The following is a 25,014-nucleotide window of genomic DNA, read 5'->3' on the forward strand; positions in this document are numbered from 1 at the left end:
GCCGGGCGGGTCTGTCCGAAGACAGACCCGCCCGGCCCCGGCCGGTCGCCCGTGGCTATGTCTCGGGCAGCCGCTCGGCTACTTCTTCGGCAGCCACTTCTTCCAGACCTCCGGGTGCTTCTCCACCCACCGCTTGCCCGCCTCGTCGGCGGACAGGCCGTCGGCGGCGATCATCTCGGAGACCTCGTTCTGGTTTTCCTTGGTCCACTTGAAGTTCTTCAGGAAGGCCGCGGCCTCGGAGCCGCCCTCGGCGAATTCCGTGTTGAAGAACTTCTGGAGCGGTGTCGTCGGATAGGCGCAGTCGATGCTCGACGGGTCCTTCGCGCCCTTCTCCGCGCAGGCGTCGGTGTACTCGGGGAGTTTCACCTCGACCATCGGCACCTGGTTGAACAGCCACTGCGGCTCGTACCAGTACGTCAGGAACGGCTTCTTCTCCTTGGCGAACTGCTGGATCTGGGTGATCTGCGCCGCCTCGGAACCCGCGAAGACGACCTCGAAGTCCAGCTTGAGGTTCTTCACCAGCGCCTTGTCGTTGGTGACGTAGGACGGCGAGCCGTCCATAAGCTGGCCCTTGCTGCCGCTCTCGGAGGTGCGGAGCTGGTCGGCGTACTTGTTGAGGTTCTTCCAGTCGGTCACGTCCGGGTGCCGGTCGGCCCAGTACTTGGGGACCCACCACCCGATGTGGCCGGTGACGCCGTTGCCGCCGCCCGCCGTGATCGTTCCCTTGTCCTTGATGTACCGCTGCTCCTGGTCCGGGTGGCCCCAGTCCTCCAGGATGGCGTCCACCCGGCCCTGGCTGAGCGCGTCCCAGGCGGGGATCTCGTCCACCTGGACCGTGTCGACGTGGTAGTCCAGCTCGTGTTCGAGCAGGTACTTGGCCACCGCGACGTTGGCCTGCGCGCCGACCCAGGTCTGCGTGGACAGCGTCACGGACTTGGCGCCGCCCGGCGCCTGGAAGGGCGAGCCCTGCTTGGTCATGTCGGCCTTGCCGCAACCGGAGAGGGCGAGCAGCGTCGCCGCCGCCAGTCCGGCGGCTCCCAGCACGCGTATACGGGTACGGGCCATGGTTACGCTCCCTTCCCCGTCGTACGGCGCTGCGTCGGCTGGGTCACCCGGTCGAGCATCAGGCCCAGGCAGACGATGGCCACGCCCGCGACCAGGCCGAGGGCCAGGTCGCCGGTCGCCAGGCCGGTGACGACGTCGTAGCCGAGCGCGCCACCGCCCACCAGGCCGCCGATGATGACGACGGCGAGGACGAGGACGACACCCTGGTTGACGGCCAGCAGGAGCGCGGGCCGGGCCAGCGGGAGCTGGACCTGCCGCAGGGTCTGCCAGCGGGTGGCGCCCAGCGAGCGGGCGGACTCCATCGCGGCCGGGTCGACCTGCCGCAGGCCCTGGGTGGTGATGCGGATGACCGCGGGCAGCGCGTACACGACGGCGGCGGCAGCGGCCGGGGCGCGGCCCACGGCGAACAGCGCGACCACCGGGATCAGGTACACGAACTGCGGCATGGTCTGCATGACGTCCAGCACCGGCCGCAGGATCGCCTCCAGGCGCTTGCTGCCCGCGGCGAGAATGCCGACGGCGAAGCCCAGCACCAGGGTCACCGCGAGGGCGGCGAGAACCTGGGAGAGGGTGTTCATGGACGGCTTCCAGACGCCGAGGACGCCGATGGCGGCCATCGCGAGCGTCGCGGTCAGCGCGGTGCGCCAGGTGCCGATCAGCCAGGCCAGCGCGGCGACGATGAGCAGCGCGCCCCACCAGGGCAGCGCGGTCAGGCCGTCGCGCAGCGGGTCCAGGACCCAGGAGGTGAAGTGCGCGGCCCAGTCGGCGGTACCGCCGACCACCGGGACTCCGGAGTAGAGGTGGTCGACCATCCACTCCTTGAAGTCGTTGACCGGGCGGGCGATGGCCACCGTCCAGCCGGACGGCCAGACGGTCGAGCCCGCCAGCCGGCCCGCGGCGGTCACCAGCGCGGTGAGGACGGCGATACCGGCCCAGGCGCGCCGGCCGCGCAGCAGCTTCGGGCCGTGGGCGGCCGGGTCGGCGCCCATCCGCTCGCCGGCGGCGGCGGTCGTGCGGTCCATGACGATGGCCAGCAGCACGATCGGTACGGCGGCGGCGAGCGCGGCGCCGACGTCCACCGAGGCGAGGGCCTGGTAGACGCGGTCACCGAGACCGGCCGCGCCGATCATGGAGGCGATGACGGCCATGGACAGCGCCATCATGATCGTCTGGTTGAGGCCGAGCAGCAGTTCCTTGCGGGCCAGCGGCAGGCGGGCGGTCAGCAGCCGCTGCCGGCCGGTCGCGCCGAGCGAGGCGACGGCCTCCAGGACGCCCGGGTCGGCGCCGCGCAGGCCGAGCGCGGTCAGCCGGGCCATCGGCGGGGCCGCGTAGACGACGGTGGCCAGCAGCGCGGCGGGCACACCGATGCCGAAGATCAGCACGACGGGCAGCAGGTACGCGAAGGCCGGCAGCACCTGCATGGTGTCCAGCACCGGCCGCAGGATCTTGAACAGCCGCTCCGAGAGGCCGCCCGCCAGGCCCAGCAGCGCGCCCACGGCGACCGAGGCGAGCACCGCCACGATCATCAGGGCGAGGGTCTGCATGGACGGCAGCCACATGTCCAGGACGCCGCTGACGGCGAAGGAGATCAGCGCGGTCGCGGCGATGCGGACGCCCGCGACGCGCCAGGCGACGAGGGTGACGCCCGCGGTGACGCCGGTCCAGCCGAGCAGCAGCAGAAGCTGGTAGACGGCGCGTACGGAGATGACGACGGCGTTGCTGAGGTGGCCGAGGAAGTACACGAACAGCGGGTGGCTGTCGCGGTTGTCGATGATCCAGTCGCTGGTGCGGCCGAGCGGGCCGGTCAGGTCGACGGTCAGGTCGCTCGGCCAGGTGCCGCTGGACCACTTGGCGTGGGCGAGCGGTACGAGGACCGCGGCGGCGACGGCGAGGATGAGGATCTTGCGGAGGCCGCGGCTCTGGAGGGCGGCTCGCAGGGCGCCCGGCTGGTCGGGCGCGGCGGTGGCGGTGCTCGCGGTGGGGGTGGCGGCCGTCATGCGCGCCCCCGCTTCACCGTGCCGGCCGGTATCTGCATCGCCGCGGCGCGCCGGGCCTCGTGCCAGCGGCGCTGCACGGCGGTGCGGAACCGGTCCGCCAGGGAGGGGGAGGCAGGGACATCGCGGGTGCGGTCCCGGGTCGGCGGCTGGAGCGTCCGCACCTGGGCGGGGGCGACCCGCACGGGCCGCCGGGTCGGAGGCCAACCGGCCGCCACGGCGGCCGCGTCGGCGGTACTGGAATGCGCGGACATCAGGCAGCCACCTCGCCGGCGTCGATCTTGGCGACGACGTTGAGCAGGCAGGTGCTGTCCACGATGCCCAGGCAGCGCTTGCCGTCCATCACGCGGGCCGAACCGCCGGAGCGGGCGACCGCCTCGATGGCGTCGGCGACCAGGGTGTCCGGCGCGAGCGCCGCGCCCGTCTCCGTCTCGCCGGACTCGGCCGGGCGCATGGCGCGCCGTACGGTCAGCACCTGTTCACGCGGTACGTCCTGGACGAAGTCGCGGACGTACGCGTCGGCCGGGGAGCCCACGATCTCCTCGGGCGTGCCGAGTTGAACGATTTTTCCGTCGCGCATCAGGGCGATCCGGTCGCCGATGCGCAGCGCCTCGGCGAGGTCGTGCGTGATGAAGACCATGGTGCGGCCCTCGTCCTCGTGCAGCCGGACGACCTCTTCCTGCATGTCCCGCCGGATCAGCGGGTCGAGCGCGCTGAACGGCTCGTCGAACAGCAGGACTTCGGGGTCCACGGCGAGCGCGCGGGCGAGCCCGACGCGCTGCTGCTGGCCGCCGGACAACTGCCCGGGGCGGCGGTGCTCCAGCCCCGCGAGGCCGACCTTCTCCACCATCTCGGCGGCGCGCTCGCGGCGTTCGGCCCGCGGCACGCCCTGGATCTCCAGGCCGTACGCGACGTTGTCGATCACCGAGCGGTGCGGCAGCAGGCCGAAGTGCTGGAAGACCATCGCGGCGCGGCGGCGGCGCAGTTCGCGCAGCTTGGTCTTGTCCATGGCGCGGACGTCCTCGCCGTCCATGTCCAGGCCGCCGCTGGTCGGCTCGATGAGCCGGGTCAGACAGCGCACCAGGGTGGACTTGCCGGAGCCCGACAGGCCCATGACGACGAAGACCTCACCCTTGTGGACGTCGAAGCTGACGTCGCGGACGGCGGCCGTGCAGCCGGTCCGCTCGCGCAGTTCCTGCGCGGACAGACCGGTCAGCTCGGCGTTCTCCGGGACGCGCTCGGCCTTGGGGCCGAAGACCTTCCAGAGGTTGCGGACGGAGAACACGACGTCCCGGGGGTCCCGGGAGTCACGGGGGTCCCGGACTTCCTCGGCCGTCAGGTTGTCGGCGGCCTCGCGGGGCTGGGGTATACCGGCTTCGGGGGCGGCGGCGGCCATCACGCACCACCTCCCTGGGTCGGGGAATCAACCAGCAGCTCGGCTGCCTTCTCCCCCACCATCAGCACGCCCAGCATCGGGTTCACGGCGGGCATCGTCGGGAAGACCGACGCGTCGGCGATCCGGATGCCGGACAGGCCGCGGATCTTCAGCTCGGGGTCGACGACCGCCATCGTGTCGTCCTTGGCGCCCATCTTGCAGGTGCCGGCCGGGTGGTAGACGGTGTGCGCGGCCTTGCGGACCAGCTCGCTGATCTCCTCGTCGTCGGTCACCTCGGGGCCGGGGAAGACCTCGCGCTTGAGCCACTTCTTGAACGGCTCGGCCTCGGCGACCTTACGGGCCAGCTTGATGCCGTCCACGAGGGTCTTGCCGTCGTAGTCGTCCTCGTCCTCGAAGTACTTGAAGTCGAGCGCGGGCTTGACCTCGGGGTCCTTGGACGTCAGGTAAAGCCGCCCGCGCGCCCGGGACTTGGGGATGTTCGGCGTCATCGACACACCGTGCTCGGGGCGTTCGTAGCCCAGTCGCTCCGGGTTGTCGGTGAACGGGATCTGGTAGAAGTGGAACATCAGGTCCGGGCCCTTGTGGTCCGGGTCCCGCTTCACGAACAGGCCCGCGTCGGAGTCCATCGCGGAGTTGTCCGGGAGCGGCCCGTTGGTCTCCCAGACGATCACCGACTCCGGGTGGTCGATCAGGTTCTCGCCCACGCCCGGCAGATCGACCTTGCAGTCGATGCCCAGCGCCTCCAGGTCCTTCTTCGGCCCGATGCCCGAGTGCATCAGCAGGCGCGGGGTGTCCACCGCGCCGGCGCACACCAGCACCTCGCGCGCGGCCTCGACGTAGACCTTCTCGCCGTCCTTGGTACGGACGTGGACGCCCTTGGCGGTGGTGCCGTCCAGCTCCAGCTCGGTGGCCCAGGTCTCCAGCATCAGCGTGAGGTTGGGCCGGTCACCGGCCTCCATGTGCGGATGCAGGTACGCGACCGAGGCGGAGGACCGCTTGTTGTTCTCCGGGTGGTACGACAGGTCGAAGAACCCGACGCCCTCCTCGAACGGCTGGTCGTTGAAGCCGACGATCTCGGGCACGCCGAGGGCGGTCTTGGTGGCCTCGATCCAGTCCGTGGCGATCTGGTTCTGGTCCTTCTTCGCCACCCGCACGATGTTGTTGCGCAGCTTGCCGAAGTAGGGGTCCATGGCCTTGGCGCCCCAGCCGGTGGCGCCCGCCGCCTCCCACTCGTCCCAGTCGGACGGCAGCGGCTTGAAGGAGATCAGGGTGTTGTGCGACGAGCAGCCGCCGAGCACCTTGGCGCGGCTGTGCAGGATGTGCGAGTTGCCGCGGGGCTGCTCGGTGGTGGTGTATTCGTAGTCCAGCTCGCCGCCGAGCAGGCCGAGCCACTTGCGCAGCGTCAGCACGTCCTCGCGGTCGATGTCGGAGGGGCCGCCTTCGATGACGGCGACACTCACGTTCGGGTCCTCGGTGAGCCGGGAGGCGATCACCGATCCGGCGGTGCCACCGCCGACGATCACGTAGTCGTACACGGGCATGAGGTGGTGCTCCTTCTGCAAAGTTCGTGCGTGCGTGGTGCGGTGAACAGACGGGGCCTCAGCCCGCGAACCAGCGGACCGGTTCCGGCCGGAGGTTCTCGTAAACGTGCTTGCTCTCGCGGTACTCGTCCAGACCGGCGGGGCCCAGTTCCCGGCCGATGCCGGACTTGCCGAAGCCGCCCCACTCGGCCTGCGGGAGGTACGGGTGGAAGTCGTTGATCCAGATGGTGCCGTGCCGCAGCCGGGCGGCGACCCGGCGCGCGCGGGCGGTGTCGGCCGACCAGACGGCGCCGGCCAGACCGTACTCGGTGTCGTTGGCCAGCGCGACGGCCTCGTCCTCGGTCGTGAACGTCTCCACGGTCAGGATCGGGCCGAAGGTCTCCTCACGGATCACCTTCATGTCGCGGTGGCAGCCGTCCAGGACGGTCGGGCTGTAGAAGTAGCCGGTGGCCGGGCGGACGTCACTGGCCTCGGGGCGGCGTCCGCCGCACCGAAGCTGGGCGCCCTCCTGAAGGGCGGAGGCCACGTACGCCTCGACCTTCTCCAACTGCTGCTGCGAGACGAGCGGACCGCACTCGACGCCCTCCTCGGTGCCGCGCCCCAGCTTGATCTTCTCGGCGCGGCGGGCCAGTTCGGCGACGAAACGGTCCCGCACCGACTCCTCGATGATCAGGCGGGCGCCGGCCGAGCAGACCTGGCCGCTGTGGGCGAACGCGGCGTTCAGCGCCTGGTCCACGGCGGTGTCGAAGCCCTCGTCGGTGGCGCAGGAGTCGGCGAAGACGACGTTCGGGTTCTTGCCGCCCAGCTCCAGCGCGATCTTCTTGGCACCCGCGACCGCCGCCGCACCGGCCTTCGTGCCGCTGGCCAGCCCGCCCGTGAAGGAGAAAAGATCCACATCCGGGTGCTCGGCCAGCCGCTGGCCGACCGGCAGCCCCGCACCGGTGACGATGTTGGCGACCCCGGCCGGCAGCCCGGCCTCGACCAGCAGCTTGATCAGGTACACCGTCGTGAGCGGCGTGACCTCACTCGGCTTGATGACGAAGGTGTTGCCCGCGGCGAGCGCCGGAGCGATCTTCCAACTCGCCTGGAGCAGCGGGTAGTTCCACGGCGTGATCATCGCGCACACGCCGACCGGCTCGTGCACGACGACACTGTGCACGTCCGGGCTCCCGGCGTCCACCACACGCCCGCCGCTCTCGTTGATCACCAGATCCGCGAAGTACCGGAAGGCGTTGGTGACGTCGTCCACGTCGACCCGGCCCTCTTCGAGGGTCTTGCCGGTGTCCCGGCTCTCGATCAGGGCGATCTCCTCGCGGTCCCGCTGGAGCAGGTCCGCGACCCGCCGCAGCAGCGCCGCCCGCTCCGCGACGAGGGTGCGGGGCCACTCGCCCGCGCCGTTGTCGAACGCGCGGCGCGCCGCCTCGACCGCCGCGTCGGCGTCCTCGGCGCCACCCTCGGCGACGACTTCGAGCGTCTTCGCATCGGCGGGGTCCAGGATCTCCCGCGTGGCGCCGGATACGGCGGAGCGCCACACCCCGTCTACGTGAATCGTCTCGCTTGCCGACACGTCTGTTCTGCCTTTCGACTTCCGGTTTGTTGCCACTGGTTCACACCAGCAACGAGGACCCCTCCCCGGAACCCCTTTACCTATGCCGAAACGTCCGAGGAAAGTGACCCGACTCACTCTTCCGGCCCCCGGAATACAGGTTTGCGAGGGCCGATCCGGGTCACCGGACGGTCCTTATGGCCCACTGTCCGGGCAGGCGAACATCCGTTCAGGAGGGCCTGACGGCCCCGCGGCCGCCGGTCAGGAAGCGCGAGGGTCGAAGAACTGCAAAGCGGTCTGCTGGATGCGGCTCTGGGCCGGCCAGTCGGCGTCGGGGCCGAGGACCAGGACGGCGAACTGGCGGCCGTCGGGGACGGTGAAGGCGCGGTCGGTGACGCGGGCGCGGACGCCGAGTTTTTCGCTGTCGTAGGCGTAGACGAGTTCGACCGTGCCGGAGCTGACGCCGACGTCCTTGGCGGGGCCCAGGCCCATCTCGACGTAGCCCGGCTTGTCGGCGAGGCTCCGGGAGGTGGCCTTGAGGGCTTCGAGGGGGGTGATGTCGGGCTCGGTGACCTCGAAGACCTGGAGGAGGTACCGCTCGTCGGGGGCGGTGTAGAAGACGCCGTCCGAGCGCTGGCTGCGCTGCCAGTTCTCCGGTACGGCCAGGGAGAAACCGGCGCTGTCCCGGGCCAGCCGGTAGCCGGGCGGGACCGCGCCCGAGGGCGAGCCGGACGGGCTGCCGGTCGCCGGGTCGTCCGTGGAGGGGCCGGTCGGTACGCCGGGCTCGGCGGTGGCCCGGTTCGGGCCCGGTGAGGAGACCGCGGTCCCGGGTTCGGAGCGTACGGCGGTGTCGTCGCCGCCCCAGAGCAGCCAGCCGCCGCCGAACCCCACGGCGACCACGGCGGCCGCCGCGCCGACGACGAGCGGCGTCGGCCAGGTGCGCGGGTTGGTGGCGGACAGGCTCGTGCCGGGTGCCGCCGTCGGGCCGTGGCCCGGCGGGCGGGGCGGCGGGTAGGCCGGGAGGAGCGGTGCGTCGGCCGTGGCGTCGGTGGAGAAGCCCGCCTCCGGTGGGGACGCGGGGCCGGGTACCGACCCGGGCCTGGACGGCGGCGGGCCGGTGTACGGCGCGGGAGCCGGGCCGCCGGTGTCCCAGCGCTGTTCCTCGTCGTTCCAGCGCACCCCGCCCGCGCCGCCCCCCTGCTCGCCCATCCTCAGCCTCCCAGCAGCGCGGCCACGGCCTGCCCCACGGCGGCGCCCGACGCCAGCATGCCGGTGACCGCGCCCGCGTCGGCCAGCGCCGTACGCAGCCGGTCCAGGCGGCCGGGCGCGGTGCTGCCGGTGGTCTCGATCTCTTCCTGCGCGTCGGTCAGTTCGGCGGACAGCAGGGTGACCTGCGGCGTCTCGACGACCCTGGCCAGATCTTCGCGCAACTGGCGTACGGCGGTGAGCAGTTCTTCGTGCGCGGGGTCGGCGCCGCGGCGGCCCGTGGTGTGCTCGTTGTGGGTGACCGTGTTGTGGTCGCCGATGGCGAAGGCCCCGTGCACCTCGCCGATGTGGATGCCGCGGTTGCGTTCGTCAGCCGTTGCCATGTCTGCCTCCCCGTTCGTCCGCTGCGTTCGTCCGCTGTGGTGCCGTGTGCGCCGGCCGTGGTCACGATTGTGCCTCGCCCCGGGCGGGGCCGTACCGGCGGTTCACCGGCCTGTGTCGGCGGTCTTGGCGGTCTTCGCGGGCCTGGCTGCCTTGCCGGCCGCACTCCCGCCCGACGCGCCGGAGGCCGCCGCCCCGCCCAGCCCTCCGTTGCTGGTGATCGTGTTGTGGTCGCCGATGCCGATGGCACCCTGCGCCGACTCGATGAACACCCCGCCGTTGGTGACGTTGACGACCCGCTGCTCGAACTCGTCGGTCTGCCAGCCCGCTTCGTACAGCGCGCTCCGCACCCCGCCCGCCACCCGGTCCTGGATGCTCTTCAAGTAGCGGGTGACGTCCATCTCCTGGAAGAGCGAGGCGTCCCCGTCGGAACCCAGTTCGCGGACCGAGGCCGCCGGTCCGTCGGGCAGCGCGCCGCCGTGCCCGCCGGTGAGCAGGCTCCAGGCGGACACGAAGCCGCGCCACAGGCTCGTCACCGCGCGCCCGGCGGAGCGCGGGGTCTGCGCGAGGGCCCACACCGCCTTGCCGAAGGGGTTGTTGCGGCGGTAGCGGTGGGCGATCCGGTCGGCTTCGCGGTACAGCGCGCGCACCGGCCACAGCACGTGCGGCGCGACCTCCAGCATGAGCATGCCGCCCTGCGTGTGGACCCGTACGAAGACGGTGACGACGATGCCCTCGCCCCAGCCGCCGACCCGCACGCGCAGGAAGTGGCGCCGGGTCTCGCCGCCCTCCTCGACCGCACGGGCCCGGTGCGCGGCGAAGCCGTCGGGGCCGTACGGGGCGGCGTCACGGGACGGCAGCCCGGCCACCGGCAGGAAGACGCACTCGTCGATCTCCAGCTCGCGCAGCCGGTCCCGCACCGCGGCGGCGGCCTGCGGCGACCCGTGCGCCGAGGGCTCGCGGAGCGCCGCGACCAGCGGGATGATCCGCTGGAGGACGGTGTCGTTGTCCAGCGGCACCGGCCCGCCGTCGGCGCCCCCGGCCGGGTCCGGCGCCGCGTCCTTGCGGGGCCGCAGTTCCACCGACAGCGACCAGGTCTCGTACGGCGTGCCCGCGCCGCAGAACGGATCGGCGGCACGGTACATGACCAGCGGACCGTGCTGCTCGGTACGGATGCGGTGACGCAGCCGCTGGAAGCGCACGTTCTCGGCCCGCTCGGCGGGGTCGGCGGCGGCGTCCGGGAAGCGGGCCCGGGACAGTTCGGTGGTCAGCGCCTTGGCGATGTGGCCGTGCTGCGCGCCGACGGCCCAAGCCAGGACGAAGGGGAGCGCCAGGGCGAGCCAGGCGTTCAGCGGTTGTGCCGCGAACATGTTCTGGCCGAAGAGGTCGGTGGGCAGGAAGAACAGCAGCGGGTTGTCCGACAGTCCGGAGGAGCTGCCGGAGTAGCCGTACGACGAACCGCCGGACCCGCCGGAGTCGTCGCCGAACACCATGGCCAGCAGCACCACGGCCACGCCCAGCACGGCCAGCCGCCCGTACCAGCGCAGCAGCCAGCCCGCGAACCGCCGGTACCAGGGCGGATGCACGGCGCGGCCCCGTACGAAGGAGGCCAGCGAGAGCAGCAGGACCGGCAGCAGGTAGAGCAGGGTCAGGCCGGAGGAGAGCGGGACGGACACGACCCACAGCAGCAGGACGGCGGCCGCCCAGGCCAGCTCCATGCGGCGGGCGCGCAGCGCGTGGGCCAGTACGCGGGCCGCGTCGAAGCCCAGCGACGGGGCCGCGAGGCGTTCTTCGTGGACGTACAGCTCGTCGATCACCGCGTCGCGGTAGGCGGGGTCGAGGTAGGTGCCGGCGCAGAGCAGCCGGGTGGCCTCGCTGGCACCGGGGGGCCGGAGGTCCGGGGCGTGCGGGCCGCTCTGTGAGCCGGAGTGCGAGCCGGACTGCTGCGGCACGTGCGGATGCGTCACCTGGTTCCCCCCGGACGGCAACAGCCCGGACGGGCGGGCGGGTTGCGTGTCATGAACGCCGCAGCATAAAGGAGGCGAGTGAACCGTGCCAGGCGCTTGCCCGGAAGATCACACCAAGGTGTGACACCGGGGAGGGACAAGAACGCCGGAGCCCGTACGGAACCCCGAGGGGTTCCGTACGGGCTCCGGTCGTGCGGGCGCGTCGGAGGGCACCGCCCTCAGAACGTCAGAGCAGGCCGAGACCGCGCACGGCCTCGCGCTCCTCCGACAGTTCCTGGACGGACGCGTCGATGCGCTCGCGCGAGAAGTCGTTGATCTCCAGGCCCTGGACGATCTCGTACATGCCGTTCTTGGTGGTGACCGGGAAGGAGGAGATCAGGCCCTCCGGGACGCCGTAGGAGCCGTCCGAGGGGATGCCCATGGAGGTCCAGTCGCCGTCCGCGGTGCCGTTGACCCAGGTGTGCACGTGGTCGATGGCGGCGTTGGCGGCGGAGGCGGCCGAGGAGGCGCCCCGGGCCTCGATGATCGCGGCGCCGCGCTTGGCGACGGTCGGGATGAAGGTGTCGGCCAGCCACGCCTGGTCGCCGACGGCCTCGGCGGCGTTCTTGCCGGCGATCTCGGCGTGGAAGATGTCCGGGTACTGGGTCGCGGAGTGGTTGCCCCAGATCGTCAGCTTCTTGATGTCCGAGACCTGCGCGCCGGTCTTCTGCGCAAGCTGCGAGATGGCGCGGTTGTGGTCCAGACGGGTCATCGCGGTGAAGCGCTCGGCCGGTACGTCCGGGGCGGCGGCCTGGGCGATCAGGGCGTTGGTGTTGGCGGGGTTGCCGACGACCAGGACCTTGATGTCGTCCGCGGCGTGGTCGTTGATGGCCTTGCCCTGCGGCTTGAAGATGCCGCCGTTGGCCTCCAGCAGGTCGCCGCGCTCCATGCCCTTGGTACGGGGGCGGGCGCCGACGAGGAGGGCCACGTTCGCGCCGTCGAAGGCCACGTTCGGGTCGTCGGAGATGTCGATGCCGCGCAGCAGCGGGAAGGCGCAGTCGTCGAGCTCCATGGCGGTGCCCTCGGCGGCCTTCAGGCCCTGCGGGATCTCCAGGAGGCGCAGCTTGACCGGCACGTCCGCGCCGAGCAGGTGACCGGAGGCGATGCGGAAGAGAAGGGCGTAACCGATCTGGCCGGCCGCGCCGGTGACGGTGACATTGACGGGAGTGCGGGTCATGGCGATCTCCTGCGCGATGTTTTCTGGGTTTCCTGGGGGCAAGCCCCCGTACCGCGTTGGTGGCGGCGGGAACCCCTGCCCGTTGAGCGAGATCTCTTGGTATCGAGAGACCCGGCCGTCAGGCTATCGGACCGCCGCGCCGCGCCGCCCCCGGGCCGGTGTGGAACGCCTCACCGGGCTGGTCCGCGAGGTCCGGCGGGCCCCCGCGGGCGCGTGGCGGGCGGCCGTCCGCTCAAGGAGGGGGGAGCGCGGACGGCCGCCCGGTGATGCCGCACCCGTGGGGGGTCATCCATGCCCCTGCCCCCGATTCGCTCGGGCAATCCCCCTGCCGGAGATCTTCCCGCGACGGCCGGTTTGCGGCGTACATCCCGATGCGTACCGACTGTTGGTGCCCCGATCCGCTAGGCCACCGGCTTCGCGCAGCCCTTCCCGCCCGCCGTGGTGGTCCCGCACGCGGTGACCTCGGCCGGGTCCCCGGACACCGGGACCATCGCGGTGTACGCGTCACCGTCCTGCCCGGCAGCGGCCTTCTCGGTCCGGCCCGCCGAGCTGATCGACGCCTGGTCGCCCGGCGCGGCCCCGGTGATACGGGCCCAGGCGGCGCCGCACACCTTGCTGTAGCGCACCTCTATCAGGGAGCTCCCGGCGAACCCGCGCGACGGGCTGGTGGCGTTCCGGCCGCCGCACCCCATCGCCTCGGGGTCCTTGCCCGCGCAGTCGGCCCCGGCGCACTTCACCCCCGCCGGCAGCACCGGCTTCTTGCTCGGGGACGCCGACGGCGCGGACCCGGCCTGCTTGCCCTCCTCGCCGCCGCCGATGTCGAGCAGCAGCACCGCGGCGGCGATCACCAGCAGCGCGCCGACGACGCCCGCCAGGAACATCGTGACGCGGCGCCGGCGGAGCTGCCGGTCGGTGTCGTCCGGGCCCGGGGGCGGCACCGGCCCGCCCGGGTGGCGCGCCGCGTCGGACGCGGGCACGTCGTACGCGGGCGTCTCGTACGGCGGCGGCTCGTGCCGGGGCGGCGGGGCCACCGGAGCGGCGTCGGGGTAACCGGCCAGGCGGGGCCAGACCACCTTGTCCGGCCGGTCGGCGGTGCCTCCGTCCGGAGCGTCGGCGGCGGGCGTCGGCGGCGGCGCCGTGTCCGGTGCGGCGGGCGGTGGCGCCGCGGCGGCCGACGCGGCGAAGTCGGGGAAGTCCGCGGGGGACGGCAGTGCGTCACCGCGCCGCGGGGACGCGGGTGCCGGGGCGGCGGCCCGTGCGGCGGCGCCGCCCTGCTCCGTGCTCCGGCCCGCCCGCTCCTCGGCCTTCGCGGCGGCCCGCGCCCCGGCCTTCGTTGCGGCCTTGCCTCCGGCTTCCCCCTCAGCCTTCTCCGGGCCCTTCTCCGCACCCTTCCCCTTGACCTTCTCCTTGATCTTCTCTTTGGTACGGGACGTGGCCGACTTGCCCGGTTCCGGGCCGAACTCCCCCAGCGCGGCCCGCGCCTGGGCCACCCGGATCGCCTCCATGGTGGCGTCGTGCCGCATCTCCGAGCGGCTCCACGCCCGTTCGGCCAGTTCCCACAGGGTGGTGAGGTGTCCGGTGTGCGTGCCGGTCGCCTCGGCCAGCGCGATCACGGCGCGTTGTGGCGGCAACAGCCGTCCGTTGAGGTAGCGCTCCCACGAGGTCTTGCTGTACCCGGTGCGGTCCGCGACGGCGGCGACGCTCAGGCCGCTGCGCTCCACGAGTCTGCGCAACTGGCCGGCGAACTCCTTGACCTGCGGATCGAGTTCTTCCGGTAGCGCCCTCCAGCGAGGCATTGCCTCCCCCTAACCCCCCGTATGCGCGTGGTTGCGCCTGTCGAGTGCTCTGGTGCTCCGCTCCTTCGCCGAGGCGCGACCCCCGCGGCCCGCCCGGTCGTTACTCACAGGGATGCTCAGAGCCAGGATGCCAGTTCCCCTCTCCCGGGCGCACGGGAGCGTTCGGGCGCCGGACATGCGGACGTGCACGCCCGTACACTTCCGCTCCCCCTCCGGGCGGACCGGGACGGACCAGGACCGGGACCAGGGTCAGGACCATCTCCCCAGGGCCAGGACCGGCCCGAGGAAACCCTCAGGTGTCGGCCATCGCCTTCTGCAACCCGATGTCGAGCGCGTCGAGGAACTTCCGCGTGGTCAGGTACGGCTGGTTCTCCGGGACGAGCAGCGCCAGATCCTTGGTCATCCGGCCGCCCTCGACCGTCTCCACGCAGACCCGCTCCAGCGTCCGGGCGAACCGGGTGACTTCGGGGGTGCCGTCCAGCGCGCCGCGGTGGGCCAGTCCGCGGGTCCACGCGAAGACCGAGGCGATCGGGTTGGTCGAGGTGGGCCTGCCCTGCTGGTGGCGGCGGTAGTGCCGGGTCACCGTGCCGTGGGCGGCCTCGGTCTGCACGGTCCGGCCGTCGGCGGACATCAGGACCGAGGTCATCAGGCCGGGCGGGCCGAAGTCCTGGGCCACCGGCGGGCCGGACCGGCCGTCGCCGTCGTGGCTCTTGCAGGCCCGGACGTAGCCGCCCGGCCACGTGAGCGCGGCGGCGGCCGTGTCGTCGGTCGGCCGGTGCTCGTAGGCCAGGCCGCGGGCGTCGAAGTCGGCCTTGAACTCGGCGTCGAACACCTCCTGGAAGAGTTCCTTGAACCGGCCGTCGTACTTCTTGAGGACGGTGTTCCCGGTGACCAGGCAGACCGGGTACGAGCGGGCCAGGCCGTAGTGGAAGGCGGCGCGCGCGAAGTCGCGGACCGACGCGTCGTGGTGGTACATGGCGAGCGCGATGCCGGGTCCGGTGAAGTCGTGGACCCCCAGCTCGACCGGGTCGCCGCCGTCCCGGGGCGTGTACGTCAGGGTGAGGGTGCCGGGGCCCGGAACCCTGAGGTCGGTGGCGTGGTACTGGTCGCCGAGGGCGTGCCGGCCGACGACGACGGGCTCGGTCCGGCCGGGTACGGGCCGCGGCACGTTCGCCATGATGACCGGCTCGCGGAAGACGGCGCCGCCGAGGAGGGTGCGGAGGGTGCCGACGGGCGAGCGGTACATCGCCTTCAGGCCGAATTCCTCGACCCGCGCCGCGTCCGGGGTGATGGTGGCGCACTTGACGCCGACGCCGTACCGCTGGATCGCGTGGGCGGCGTCGACGGTGACCTGGTCGCCGGTGGCGTCGCGGTGCTCGATGCCGAGATCGAAGTACTTCAGGTCGACGTCGAGATGGGGCAGGACCAGCGTGTCCCTGATGGACGACCAGATGACGCGGGTCATCTCGTCGCCGTCCAACTCGACGACGGGCTGGGCAACCTTGATCTTGGCCATGGAGCGCCAAGGTACTCGGCGGCGGGGCGCCCGGGCCGCCCCCGGGGGCGGCGCGCGGGCGGACGTCACGCGAATGGCGTGCGGGGGCCGGGCACCCCCCCGGTCACCACACCGTGAAGTGCACCAGGTCGTCCAGGAACGGGATCTTCAGCCACGGCTTGGGCTGCGCCATCAGCGCCAGCAGCACGATGGCCACGCCCAGCCCGCCGTACGTCGCCATGTCCGTGAAACGGGACCGTACGGCCAGCATGCCCACCTTCGGCAGCACCCGTCGCAGCACCGCTCCGCCCAGCAGCGACAGACCGATCAGGAGCGTACCGATGCGGAAGCCGTCGAGGGCGACGATGAACAGCCCGAGGGCCACACCGCCCATGACGGCCAGCAGCGGCCACTGCCGGGCGGGCGGGGCGGCGCTGCCGGGGGCGGTACGGCCGCCGCCCTCCGGCCGTGCGGTGTCGGTGGTGATCCGCGGGAAGCGGCGCGAGGGCCGCTGCGGCTCGGAGGCGCCTTCCGCGTGCGCTTCGGCACTCATGGGTGGCCGTCCCTTTCCCTGTCCGTTGTCCCAGTCCGTTCCGGTGCTGCGGGCGGCGGCGGACTCAGCCCGCGGCGCGCTCGGCCGCCTCGACGACGTTGACCAGTAGCTGGGCGCGGGTCATCGGGCCGACGCCGCCCGGGTTCGGGGAGATCCAGCCGGCCACCTCGGCGACGCCGGGGTGCACATCGCCGACGATCTTGCCGTGCTCGTCGCGGCTGACGCCGACGTCCAGCACGGCCGCGCCCGGCTTGACGTCCTCCGGCTTGATGATGTGCGGCACACCGGCGGCCGCCACGACGATGTCGGCCTGCTTGAGCTGCGCGGCCAGGTCACGGGTGCCGGTGTGGCACTGGGTGACGGTGGCGTTCTCCGACTTGCGGGTCAGCAGCAGCGGGATGGAGCGCCCGACGGTGATGCCGCGGCCGACCACGACCACGTGCGCCCCGTTGATCGTCACGCCGTGGTGGCGGAGCAGCTGGATGATGCCGTACGGGGTGCAGGGCAGCGGCCCTTCGATGCCGAGCACCAGGCGGCCCAGGCTCACCGGGTGCAGGCCGTCGGCGTCCTTGGCCGGGTCCATCAGCTCCAGGACCCGGTTGGTGTCGATGCCCTTGGGGAGCGGCAGTTGGACGATGTAGCCGGTGCAGGCCGGGTCCTCGTTCAGCTCCCGTACGACGGCCTCGATCTCCTCCTGCGTGGCGGTGTCCGGCAGTTCCTTCTGGATGGAGGCGATGCCGACCTGGGCGCAGTCACGGTGCTTGCCGTTGACGTACCAGCGGCTCCCCGGGTCGTCGCCGACCAGCAGGGTGCCGAGTCCGGGTGTCACGCCCCGGGCCTTCAGTGCCTCCACGCGGACGGCGAGTTCGGACTTGATCGCGGCGGCGGTGGCCTTGCCATCGAGAATCTGGGCGCTCATACCCCCATCTTCCCGGATGAGGCCTCCCCCGTTCCAATCAGGGCGCGCTTCCGGGGCGCACTATGGCCGCTGACAAGAGCGATGACCGGAGATGACCGAAATGCATTTCCGCAATCGATCATTGCACTTGCACAACACCTGCCCTCTTGACTGGACAAGAATATTGCGCAACTAGAAGGATTGGCGTTCAGTGCCGCAGGCATCATCGGGGGGCGGGGCACTTCATCCCAGGTTTTCCTCCGAGCACGCCCTGCCGTCCCCCACTGGACACCAACGGAGGAAACCAGCCAATGAGCTTTGGCGACCCGAACAATCCCTACGGCCAGCCGCAGGGGCAGCCCAACCCGTACGGCCAGCAGCCGCAGGCCCCGTACGGCCAGCCGCCCCAGGCGCCGCAGGCCCAGCCGGGGTACGGCTACCCGCAGCAGGCACAGCCCCAGCCGGGCTACGGCTACCCGCAGCAGGCCCCGCCGCAGCCGCAGGCCCCGTACGGTCAGCCGCCGCAGGTGCCCCAGCAGCAGGCGTACGGCTACCCCCAGCAGGGCTCCCCGTACGGCCAGCAGCCCGGTATGCCGGGAATGGGCGGGCCGCAGCCTTACGCGAGCTGGGGTGCGCGGGTCGGCGCGGCACTGCTGGACGGTCTGATCGTCGGTGTCCTCCCGACGATCCTGTACATCATCGCGGCCGTCGTGACCGCCAACACGGTCACCCACGTGACGCGGCCGGACACGTCCTACTGCGGCACCGACTACCAGTGCATCTCGGACGCCTACACCGCCGCCAACAGCTCCGCCGGCAGCACGCCCGTCCTGGCGCTCATCCTCATCTCGATCGCCGCACTGATCACGCTCGCCGGCGGCCTCTTCCTGATCGCCAAGGAAGGCTCCACCGGTCAGACCCCGGGCAAGAAGGCCCTGAACATCCGCGTCGTGCGCGAGGCGACGGGACAGCCGCTCGGCTTCGGCCTGGCCCTCGGGCGCAAGCTCTGCCACGCAGTGGACGGTCCGCTGTGCGGTCTCGGCTACTGGTGGCCGCTGTGGGACGAGAAGTCCCAGACGTTCGCGGACAAGATCGTCAGCACCGTGGTCGTCCGTACTCAGTAGGGCTCCGTACGGCAGCTCGTCCAGCCCTGGGCCCCCTCGCACAAAATGACGCGAGGGGGCCTTCGCCGCCCCGTAGGCTCTTACCGATCTTTTACCTCACCCGGGACCGCCGGAACCGCGCAGCACCGGCTGACACCAGGTCACACCGCTCGAAGGACACGCTCGTGAGCTATCCGAACCAGAACCCCTACGGCCCGCCGCAGGGCCAGCCCCAGGGCCCGCCGCAGCCCCAGTACGGCTACCCGCAGCAGCAGCCGATGCAGCCGCAGCCCATGCAGCAGCAGCCGTACGCGCCGTTCCCCGCGGGCCCCGTGGGCCCCGGCGGGATGCCCGGCATACCCGCGCCGCAGCAGATGCCCGGCAGCACCAAGGCGGCCCGGGTCATGCTGTTCGTCCTCGCCGGGATCACCGTGCTCGGCATCATCGGGGTGACCGTCGCACTGAACCAGATCAGCAGCGCTTCCGCCCAGTACAACGGGTTCAGCGGGGACGCCGACAGCATGTTCGCCATCGGCAAGGGCGCCATGGTCTTCGTCATGATCCTCCAGGCGGCCTACGCGGCGGTCGCGCTGGTGCTCGCGCTCCAGTTCTCCAAGGGTGCCAACGGCGTCCGTATCGGCACGATCATCTTCGGGTCCGTGTCGGTCCTGTGCAGCATTCCCTTCGCCATCGCGCTCTACGGCATCCCCAGCTTCGTGCTGTCCATCCTCGTCATCGTCTTCGCGGCCAAGCAGGAAAGCCAGGCGTGGTTCATGCGCCCTCGCTACTGAGGCCGCCGCACGCGAAAGGCCCGTCCCCCGCGGCACGCGGAAGACGGGCCTTTCTGCTGACTGCGGCTCAGTGGAAGAAGTGCCGGGTGCCGGTCAGGTACATCGTCACGCCCGCGGCCTTCGCCGCCTCGATCACCTGCTCGTCACGGACCGAACCGCCGGGCTGTGCGACGGCCTTGACGCCCGCCTCCAGCAGCACCTCCAGGCCGTCCGGGAACGGGAAGAACGCGTCGGAGGCGGCGTAGGAGCCGCGCGCCCGCTCCTCACCGGCCCGCTGCACGGCCAGCTTCGCCGAGTCCACGCGGTTGACCTGGCCCATGCCGACGCCGACCGTGGCGCCGTCCTTGGCGAGCAGGATCGCGTTGGACTTCACGGCGCGCGACGCCCGCCAGGCGAAGGCCAGTTCGGCCAGCTCGGTGTCGCCCAGCGGCTCGCCGGCCGCCAGCGTCCAGTGGGCCGGGTCGTCGCCCTCGGCCTGGAGCACGTCCTTGACCTGGGCCAGGCCACCGCCGTCGATCGGCTTGAACTCGGCCGGCGGCTGCGGGCCCTCCGGGCAGCGCAGCACCCGGATGTTCTTCTTGCGGGACAACACCTCGACGGCGCCGTCCTCGTAGTCCGGGGCGACGATGACCTCGGTGAAGATCTCCGCGACCTGCTCGGCCATCGCCACGGACACCGGGCGGTTGACGGCGATGACGCCGCCGAAGGCGGACAGCGAGTCGCAGGCGTGCGCCTTGCGGTGCGCCTCGGCGACGTCCGCGCCGATCGCGATGCCGCACGGGTTGGCGTGCTTGATGATCGCGACGCAGGGCTCGCTGTGGTCGTACGCGGCCCGGCGCGCGGCGTCGGTGTCCGTGTAGTTGTTGTACGACATCTCCTTGCCGTGCAACTGCTCGGCCTCGGCCAGGCCGCCGCAGCCGCCTGTGTAGAGGGCGGCCGCCTGGTGCGGGTTCTCGCCGTAGCGCAGCACGTTCTTGCGCGCGTACGTCACGCCGAGGAAGCCGGGGAACTCGCCGCCGTCACCCGCGTAGTCCCCCGCGAACCAGGAGGCCACGGCGACGTCGTACTCGGCGGTGTGCCGGAACGCCTCGGCCGCCAGCCGCCTGCGCTCCTGAAGGTCGAAGCCGCCGTCCGCGACGCCCTTGAGCACGTCCGCGTAGCGGTCCGGGTTGACGACGACGGCGACCGAGGGGTGGTTCTTGGCGGCGGCGCGCACCATCGAGGGCCCGCCGATGTCGATCTGCTCCACGCAGGCGTCCGGCTCGGCGCCGGAGGCCACGGTCTCGGTGAATGGGTAGAGGTTGACGACCACCAGGTCGAACGGCTCCACGCCCAGCTCGTCGAGCTGCCGCCGGTGGTCCTCCAGCCGCAGGTCGGCGAGGATGCCCGCGTGCACCTTCGGGTGCAGCGTCTTGACCCGGCCGTCCAGGCACTCGGGGAAGCCGGTCAGCTCCTCGACCTTGGTCACCGGGACGCCGGCCGCCGCGATCTTCGCGGCCGTCGAGCCCGTCGAGACGAGCTGGACGCCCGCCGCGTGCAGCCCCTGGGCCAGTTCTTCGAGGCCCGTCTTGTCGTAGACGCTGACCAGCGCCCGGCGTACGGGCCGCTTCCTTGCTTCGGCGGTCACGGGATCAGTACCTTTCGTCCCTCAATGCGGTAGCCGTGCCGGGCCAGCAGCCCCACGACCTCGACGAGCAGCTTGCGCTCGACTTCCTTGATGCGCTCGTGCAGCGCGGATTCGTCGTCCTCGTCCCGGATCTCGACCACACCCTGGGCGATGACCGGGCCGGTGTCGACGCCGTCGTCGACGAAGTGGACGGTGCACCCGGTGACCTTGGCGCCGTACGCGAGAGCCTCGCGCACACCGTGGGCACCGGGAAAACTCGGCAGCAGGGCCGGATGCGTGTTGATGATCCGGCCGCCGTACCGGGCGAGGAACTCCGCGCCCAGGATCTTCATGAAACCGGCCGAGACCACGAGGTCCGGCTCGTACGCGGCGACGGCCTCGGCCAGCGCGCGGTCCCAGGCGGCCCGGTCCGCGTGGTCCTTGACCCGGCACACGAAGACCGGCAGCCCGGCCCGCTCGGCGCGCTCCAGGCCGACGATGCCGTCGCGGTCGGCGCCGACCGCGACCACCTCGGCCCCGTACGCGAGGGCCCCCTCGGCGGCGACGGCGTCGAGCAGTGCCTGAAGGTTCGTACCCGAACCGGAGACGAGCACGACGATGCGGGCCGGGGAAGCGGCGGGCACGGCGGCGGAAGCGGATGAAGAAGAAGCGGAGGCCACGGCGGGACTCTTTCTCGCGCGGTCTGCTGTACGGCGGTGCTGCTGTACGGCGGTGTGCAGGTTGTGCGGTCGTACAAAAACAGGGGTGACCGAAAACCGGGGAACCCTACGAAGGCGCCGACCGTCAGCAACGATACCGGCACACCGCGCGGCCCCCACGGGACGGGGGCGCACGCGAGAGGTAGCGTCGGGCGTGAGAACGCACGCTGTTCGTGGTATCCGCCCGCCCGGCCACCCGTCGGACGTACGGACGAGACAAGGGGAAGACACACTCCAGATGCCGGACCGACGCCGCCGCGCGGCCCTCCTCCTCCCTCTCCCGGCCACCGCCGGGGGGTGCCCCCAGCCCGCCGTCGCGCCCGGGGCGGTGCTGCTGCGCGAGCGCAAGCCGTCCTCCGATTCCGCGGGGGCGGGTGCTCCGGGCTCGTCGGGTCCGTCGGGTTCGTCGGGCCCGTCCGGAGGACCGGCCAGGGAGCGGGCCCATTCCCACCCCTCCGGTCAGGACGCGGGAGGGCAGGACGGGGACGGACAGGGCGGAAACGATCGAAGCGGAAGCGATCGGGGCGGAAGCGGTCAGGACGGGCGGGACCGCGGCAATCCGTTCGCGCCGCCGCCCGCCGACGCTCCCGAGCAGCCGTGGCAGCCCCGCGGCCACGGCCAGGACCAGGACGGTGACCAGGACGGGCCGGGCGACCGGCAGCAGCCCTCCTGGGGCAACCAGTGGAGCAGCCGGCAGCCGGGCCGCCAGGGCGGCGGTTTCGGTACGCGCCAGAGCGGCCGCAACAACCAGCAGCCCGGGGGCCAGGGCGGCCCCGGGAACTCGGGCGGACTGCGCTGGGACCCGACCGACCCCGCCCAGCGCCGCGCGCGCTACGCACTGCTCGCCGGTATGTGGGGCTTCTTCTTCGTGCTGTTCAACCTGCCGGAGATCGCGCTGCTGCTGGCGACGCTCGCCCTGTACTGGGGCATCAGCTCCCTGCGGGCCAAAGCGGCGCGTACGGGCAACGGCGCGCGGTCCGGCAGCGCGCGCGCCACGGCCGCCGACGTCTCGGGCCAGGCCGCGCCCCGTACGGACTCCGGCGCGTCCGCCGCGGACCGCACCCCGGCGGTCTCCACCCGCCCGCAGACGACGGCCGCGGTCGCCGGCCTGGTCACCGCCTCGCTGGCGCTGGCCATGGTGGCGGCCACCTACACGGTCCAGCTCGTCTACCGCGACTACTTCACCTGCGTGAACGACGCCCTGACCCGGTCCGCCCAGCACTCCTGCGAGAAGCAGCTCCCCGAGCAGTTGCGCCCGCTGCTCGGGGCCGACAAGGAGTAGCCCGGCCGGAGCCGGACCCCGCGTCTCTCTCAGCCGCCGCCCTTGGGGTCGGCGGCTGAGGTGTTTCCGGGGAGTCAGGGGAGTGAGGGGGGCGAGAGGTGCGAGGGGTGCCCCGGGGCTTCCTCATGGGGCGGTACGGCGGGCTCGAAGTCGGTCATCAGGCCGCCGGAGGAGGCCCGGAGTGCCGACCAGCGGGCCCGGCGGGTACTGGCGTCGTGCCAGGGGGCGGGCGGCGGCGACGGGGACGACGGAGGCGATTGGGGTGGCGGAGGCGGCAGTGGGGATGGAGGTGGCAGGGGTGACGGGCGCGCCGGGGGCGTGAGAGATCCGGGGTCCGTGGGCGGCGACGGTGTGCGGGGGCCGGGGCCCGGGTGGTCGCGGCCGTACGGAGCGTCGCCGCCAGCCGTACGGCGGTGCCGTGCCCGGCGACGGGGCGGCCGGGCGACAGCGTGCCGTACAGCCCGCCGCCGGATCCGCCGGACCGTACGCCGCAGCGCGGCCCAGCAGAAGCGGCAGGCGGCCCACGTCCACCGTCCGGCGGCACGGAGAGCCACCGGACCGAGCCGCTTTCCCCCGCGCCACAGCCGCTTGCGGAGCTTCTCGCGCGGCTCCCGTACGGGCTTCGGCGGGCGCGGCACGCCGCGCAGCCACCAGGCCCGCGCGACGAGAGCGCCCGGAACGCCGATGAGCACCGTCCAGGCCAGCGCCGCCAGCCCCGTCTGCCACCAGCCGGGTCCGAAGCGGGCCAGCGCCGCGGTGCCCAGCGCGCCGCCCGCCAGTCCGGCGAGCAGCGCCGACGCCACCGCACAGCCGAGTGCGGCGAGCCCGGCGGCCGCGGCCGTCCCGCGCCAGCCGGTCCACTCGACGTCCGCCGTCGTCGGCGCGGCAGGCGTGGCGTCGGCCCCGGCCCCCTCCTTCGTTCCGGCCCCGGCCTCCTCGTCCGTTCCGGGCCGGGCCCCCTCGTCCGTTCCGGCCCCGGCCTCCTCGTCCGTTCCGGGCCGGGCGGCCGCGCGTGAGGCGGCCGCGTAGGCCTTCGCGGGCAACGCGGCGTACCGGGCCAGTGCGACGCCGACGGCGAGCGGCACCGCGGCGGTCAGCCAGTGCAGCGGGCCGGTGCCGCCCGCGTCCGGGACCATGCCCAGCAGCGGGAAGTGCGGCAGGGCCGGATGTCCGACGGCCGCGAGCGGGCCGACCGTGCTGCCCGCGCCGAGCGTGAAGCCGGGGCCGAGCCCGTACGCCAGTCCCCACACGACGGTGTTCGGCAGCAGTACGAGGCTGAGCAGCAGCACGGTGCACCGGCCCGCCCAGTCGTGGGTGAGCGCGAGGAACTCGGACCGGACCGCGGGCGCGTGCCAGCCGAGCGCGAGGAGCACCAGCAGCGCGCCGCACAGCAGCAGCACCAGGAGGGCCGCGGCGCCCGCGCGCGCCGCGGCGGCCAGCCGACGGCCCCGCAGTGCGGCCCGCAGCCCGGCCGGCAGCCGGTCGTGGGCCCGCTGGACCGGGCCGGGCAGCGGCGCGAAGGCGGTGGGCCCGAGAGAGTGCCAGGCCGCCACGGTCAGGGTTGCCACGGCGACCAGCGGTACGTACAGCAGGGCGCTGAGCGGCTCGACACGCAGCGGGCCCGTCGAGGCGTACAGCAGGGCGGCGGCCGCGACCAGCAGATATCCCGTCAGCAGCCAGCCGAGCAGTTGGCGGGGCGTGGGTTCCGGGTCGATGTCCTCGGGGTGGAGGAGGCCGGGGCCGGCGGATTTCGGGGGGTGGGCGGGCTGCGACGGGACTTCGAGGACGTGCCGCGCGGACCGGTACAGCAGCCACAGGGGCAGGGCCATCAGGAGCAACGGCGTCACGGCGACGGGCGACGCGCCGCCGGAGGCGGCCACGGTCCGTACGAGGTCGCCGCCGTGGGCGAGGAACCACAGGTCGGCGGCGAGGTGCAGGGCGCGCGACGGGTCGGTGTCCGGGTAGGGGGAGGCCACCCAGAGCAGCAGTACCGCGACGGCGAGGGCCCCGAGCCCGAGCCCCGCCGCCAGCACTCCGCCGAGGAAGGCGGTGCCGAGCGCGGAGGACCGCTGGGTGGAGGCCCGGCCGCGCGAGGACAACGTCGGTCCGCGGTCGGTCAATTGGCTCACCCGGCCATGCTGCCAACAACACACGTTTCCGCCATGGAGCAGGCAATTGCCGGACGTGTCGCTCAATATATGCTTATGTACCTTTTCACGTCGCCGCGACGCGTTGGACGCCCCGGTCGCCTGGGTCGCCCGGGGCGCACGGGCCGCCTCGTGCGCACGGGCCGCCCGGGAAGCACAAGTCGCCTGGGAAGTACGGGCCGCCTGGGACGCCTCGTGCGTCCGGACCGTCCCGGGCGCCCCGGACGCCCGAGGAAGACCGCCGAGACCACGCCGACAACACCCGACGCCCCGTCAGCAACGGAACGGGAAACGGTTCCTGATGGAGTATCA

20 protein-coding genes are annotated in these 25,014 nt (G+C 72.5%); 3 read left to right on the forward strand and 17 right to left on the reverse strand.

Annotated features, from left to right (window positions below):
- Positions 1 to 78: 78 nt before the first annotated feature.
- The 14 genes from AB0A97_RS32430 to AB0A97_RS32495 all read right to left on the reverse strand — a co-directional run bounded on the left by AB0A97_RS32430 (position 79) and on the right by AB0A97_RS32495 (position 17,075).
- Complete coding sequence (locus tag AB0A97_RS32430) at positions 79 to 1,065, reverse strand: ABC transporter substrate-binding protein (protein WP_361156658.1); 987 nt, start codon at positions 1,063 to 1,065, stop codon at positions 79 to 81.
- Positions 1,066 to 1,067: 2 nt separating this feature from the next.
- A complete protein-coding gene (locus tag AB0A97_RS32435) occupies positions 1,068 to 3,062 on the reverse strand; it encodes an ABC transporter permease subunit (protein WP_361156661.1) in 1,995 nt (664 codons plus the stop codon).
- The gene (locus AB0A97_RS32440) at positions 3,059 to 3,313 is read right to left on the reverse strand and encodes a hypothetical protein (RefSeq protein ID WP_361156663.1); all 255 of its coding nucleotides are present in this window, start codon (positions 3,311 to 3,313) and stop codon (positions 3,059 to 3,061) included. The genes AB0A97_RS32435 and AB0A97_RS32440 overlap by 4 nt, the downstream gene beginning before the upstream one ends.
- On the reverse strand, positions 3,313 to 4,455 hold the full coding sequence (locus AB0A97_RS32445; RefSeq protein ID WP_361156666.1) for a betaine/proline/choline family ABC transporter ATP-binding protein: 1,143 nt from the start codon (positions 4,453 to 4,455) through the stop codon (positions 3,313 to 3,315). Before AB0A97_RS32445 ends, AB0A97_RS32440 begins: the two co-directional genes overlap by 1 nt.
- Positions 4,455 to 5,996 carry a GMC oxidoreductase gene (locus AB0A97_RS32450; protein WP_361156668.1) on the reverse strand — a complete coding sequence of 514 codons (1,542 nt, stop codon included), beginning with the start codon at positions 5,994 to 5,996 and terminating at the stop codon, positions 4,455 to 4,457. Before AB0A97_RS32450 ends, AB0A97_RS32445 begins: the two co-directional genes overlap by 1 nt.
- 58 nt (positions 5,997 to 6,054) lie before the next feature.
- Complete coding sequence (locus AB0A97_RS32455; RefSeq protein ID WP_361156671.1) at positions 6,055 to 7,563, reverse strand: aldehyde dehydrogenase family protein; 1,509 nt, start codon at positions 7,561 to 7,563, stop codon at positions 6,055 to 6,057.
- 240 nt (positions 7,564 to 7,803) lie between these two features.
- On the reverse strand, positions 7,804 to 8,751 hold the full coding sequence (locus tag AB0A97_RS32460; protein ID WP_361156673.1) for a hypothetical protein: 948 nt from the start codon (positions 8,749 to 8,751) through the stop codon (positions 7,804 to 7,806).
- Between the two features lie 2 nt (positions 8,752 to 8,753).
- Positions 8,754 to 9,131: a hypothetical protein gene (locus tag AB0A97_RS32465; RefSeq protein ID WP_361156675.1), complete on the reverse strand. Its 378-nt coding sequence runs from the start codon at positions 9,129 to 9,131 to the stop codon at positions 8,754 to 8,756.
- Between the two features lie 102 nt (positions 9,132 to 9,233).
- Positions 9,234 to 11,096 (reverse strand): hypothetical protein, encoded by a 1,863-nt coding sequence (locus AB0A97_RS32470; protein ID WP_361156678.1) that lies wholly within the window; start codon positions 11,094 to 11,096, stop codon positions 9,234 to 9,236.
- Between the two features lie 226 nt (positions 11,097 to 11,322).
- Positions 11,323 to 12,312: a malate dehydrogenase gene (locus AB0A97_RS32475; protein ID WP_361156681.1), complete on the reverse strand. Its 990-nt coding sequence runs from the start codon at positions 12,310 to 12,312 to the stop codon at positions 11,323 to 11,325.
- Positions 12,313 to 12,713: 401 nt separating this feature from the next.
- On the reverse strand, positions 12,714 to 14,108 hold the full coding sequence (locus tag AB0A97_RS32480; protein WP_361156684.1) for a DUF2690 domain-containing protein: 1,395 nt from the start codon (positions 14,106 to 14,108) through the stop codon (positions 12,714 to 12,716).
- Between the two features lie 292 nt (positions 14,109 to 14,400).
- Entirely contained in the window at positions 14,401 to 15,624 is a 1,224-nt protein-coding gene (locus AB0A97_RS32485; protein ID WP_361156686.1) for an NADP-dependent isocitrate dehydrogenase, read from the reverse strand.
- Between the two features lie 103 nt (positions 15,625 to 15,727).
- On the reverse strand, positions 15,728 to 16,156 hold the full coding sequence (locus tag AB0A97_RS32490) for a DUF3017 domain-containing protein (RefSeq protein WP_361156688.1): 429 nt from the start codon (positions 16,154 to 16,156) through the stop codon (positions 15,728 to 15,730).
- A 64-nt stretch (positions 16,157 to 16,220) separates the two neighbouring features.
- Entirely contained in the window at positions 16,221 to 17,075 is an 855-nt protein-coding gene (locus tag AB0A97_RS32495) for a bifunctional methylenetetrahydrofolate dehydrogenase/methenyltetrahydrofolate cyclohydrolase (protein WP_361156691.1), read from the reverse strand.
- A 290-nt stretch (positions 17,076 to 17,365) separates the two neighbouring features.
- On the opposite strand from AB0A97_RS32495, the gene AB0A97_RS32500 reads away from it, so the two are divergent.
- Both AB0A97_RS32500 and AB0A97_RS32505 read left to right on the forward strand, forming a co-directional pair.
- Positions 17,366 to 18,178: an RDD family protein gene (locus tag AB0A97_RS32500; protein WP_361156693.1), complete on the forward strand. Its 813-nt coding sequence runs from the start codon at positions 17,366 to 17,368 to the stop codon at positions 18,176 to 18,178.
- 164 nt (positions 18,179 to 18,342) lie between these two features.
- The gene (locus AB0A97_RS32505) at positions 18,343 to 18,948 is read left to right on the forward strand and encodes a hypothetical protein (protein ID WP_361156695.1); all 606 of its coding nucleotides are present in this window, start codon (positions 18,343 to 18,345) and stop codon (positions 18,946 to 18,948) included.
- Between the two features lie 67 nt (positions 18,949 to 19,015).
- Here AB0A97_RS32505 and purH read toward each other — a convergent pair whose 3' ends face one another.
- Together purH and purN are read right to left on the reverse strand one after the other, a co-directional pair.
- Positions 19,016 to 20,575 carry a bifunctional phosphoribosylaminoimidazolecarboxamide formyltransferase/IMP cyclohydrolase gene (gene purH, locus AB0A97_RS32510; protein ID WP_361156698.1) on the reverse strand — a complete coding sequence of 520 codons (1,560 nt, stop codon included), beginning with the start codon at positions 20,573 to 20,575 and terminating at the stop codon, positions 19,016 to 19,018.
- A complete protein-coding gene (gene purN, locus AB0A97_RS32515) occupies positions 20,572 to 21,234 on the reverse strand; it encodes a phosphoribosylglycinamide formyltransferase (RefSeq protein ID WP_361156701.1) in 663 nt (220 codons plus the stop codon). The genes purH and purN overlap by 4 nt, the downstream gene beginning before the upstream one ends.
- A 277-nt stretch (positions 21,235 to 21,511) precedes the next feature.
- On the opposite strand from purN, the gene AB0A97_RS32520 reads away from it, so the two are divergent.
- Entirely contained in the window at positions 21,512 to 22,555 is a 1,044-nt protein-coding gene (locus tag AB0A97_RS32520) for a hypothetical protein (RefSeq protein WP_361156704.1), read from the forward strand.
- 74 nt (positions 22,556 to 22,629) lie between these two features.
- On the opposite strand, the gene AB0A97_RS32525 is transcribed toward AB0A97_RS32520, so the two are convergent.
- Complete coding sequence (locus tag AB0A97_RS32525) at positions 22,630 to 24,684, reverse strand: DUF6350 family protein (RefSeq protein ID WP_361156706.1); 2,055 nt, start codon at positions 24,682 to 24,684, stop codon at positions 22,630 to 22,632.
- Positions 24,685 to 25,014 lie beyond the last annotated feature (330 nt).

This window comes from Streptomyces sp. NPDC045470 (assembly GCF_040646595.1).
Classification (GTDB): Bacteria; Actinomycetota; Actinomycetes; order Streptomycetales; family Streptomycetaceae; genus Streptomyces.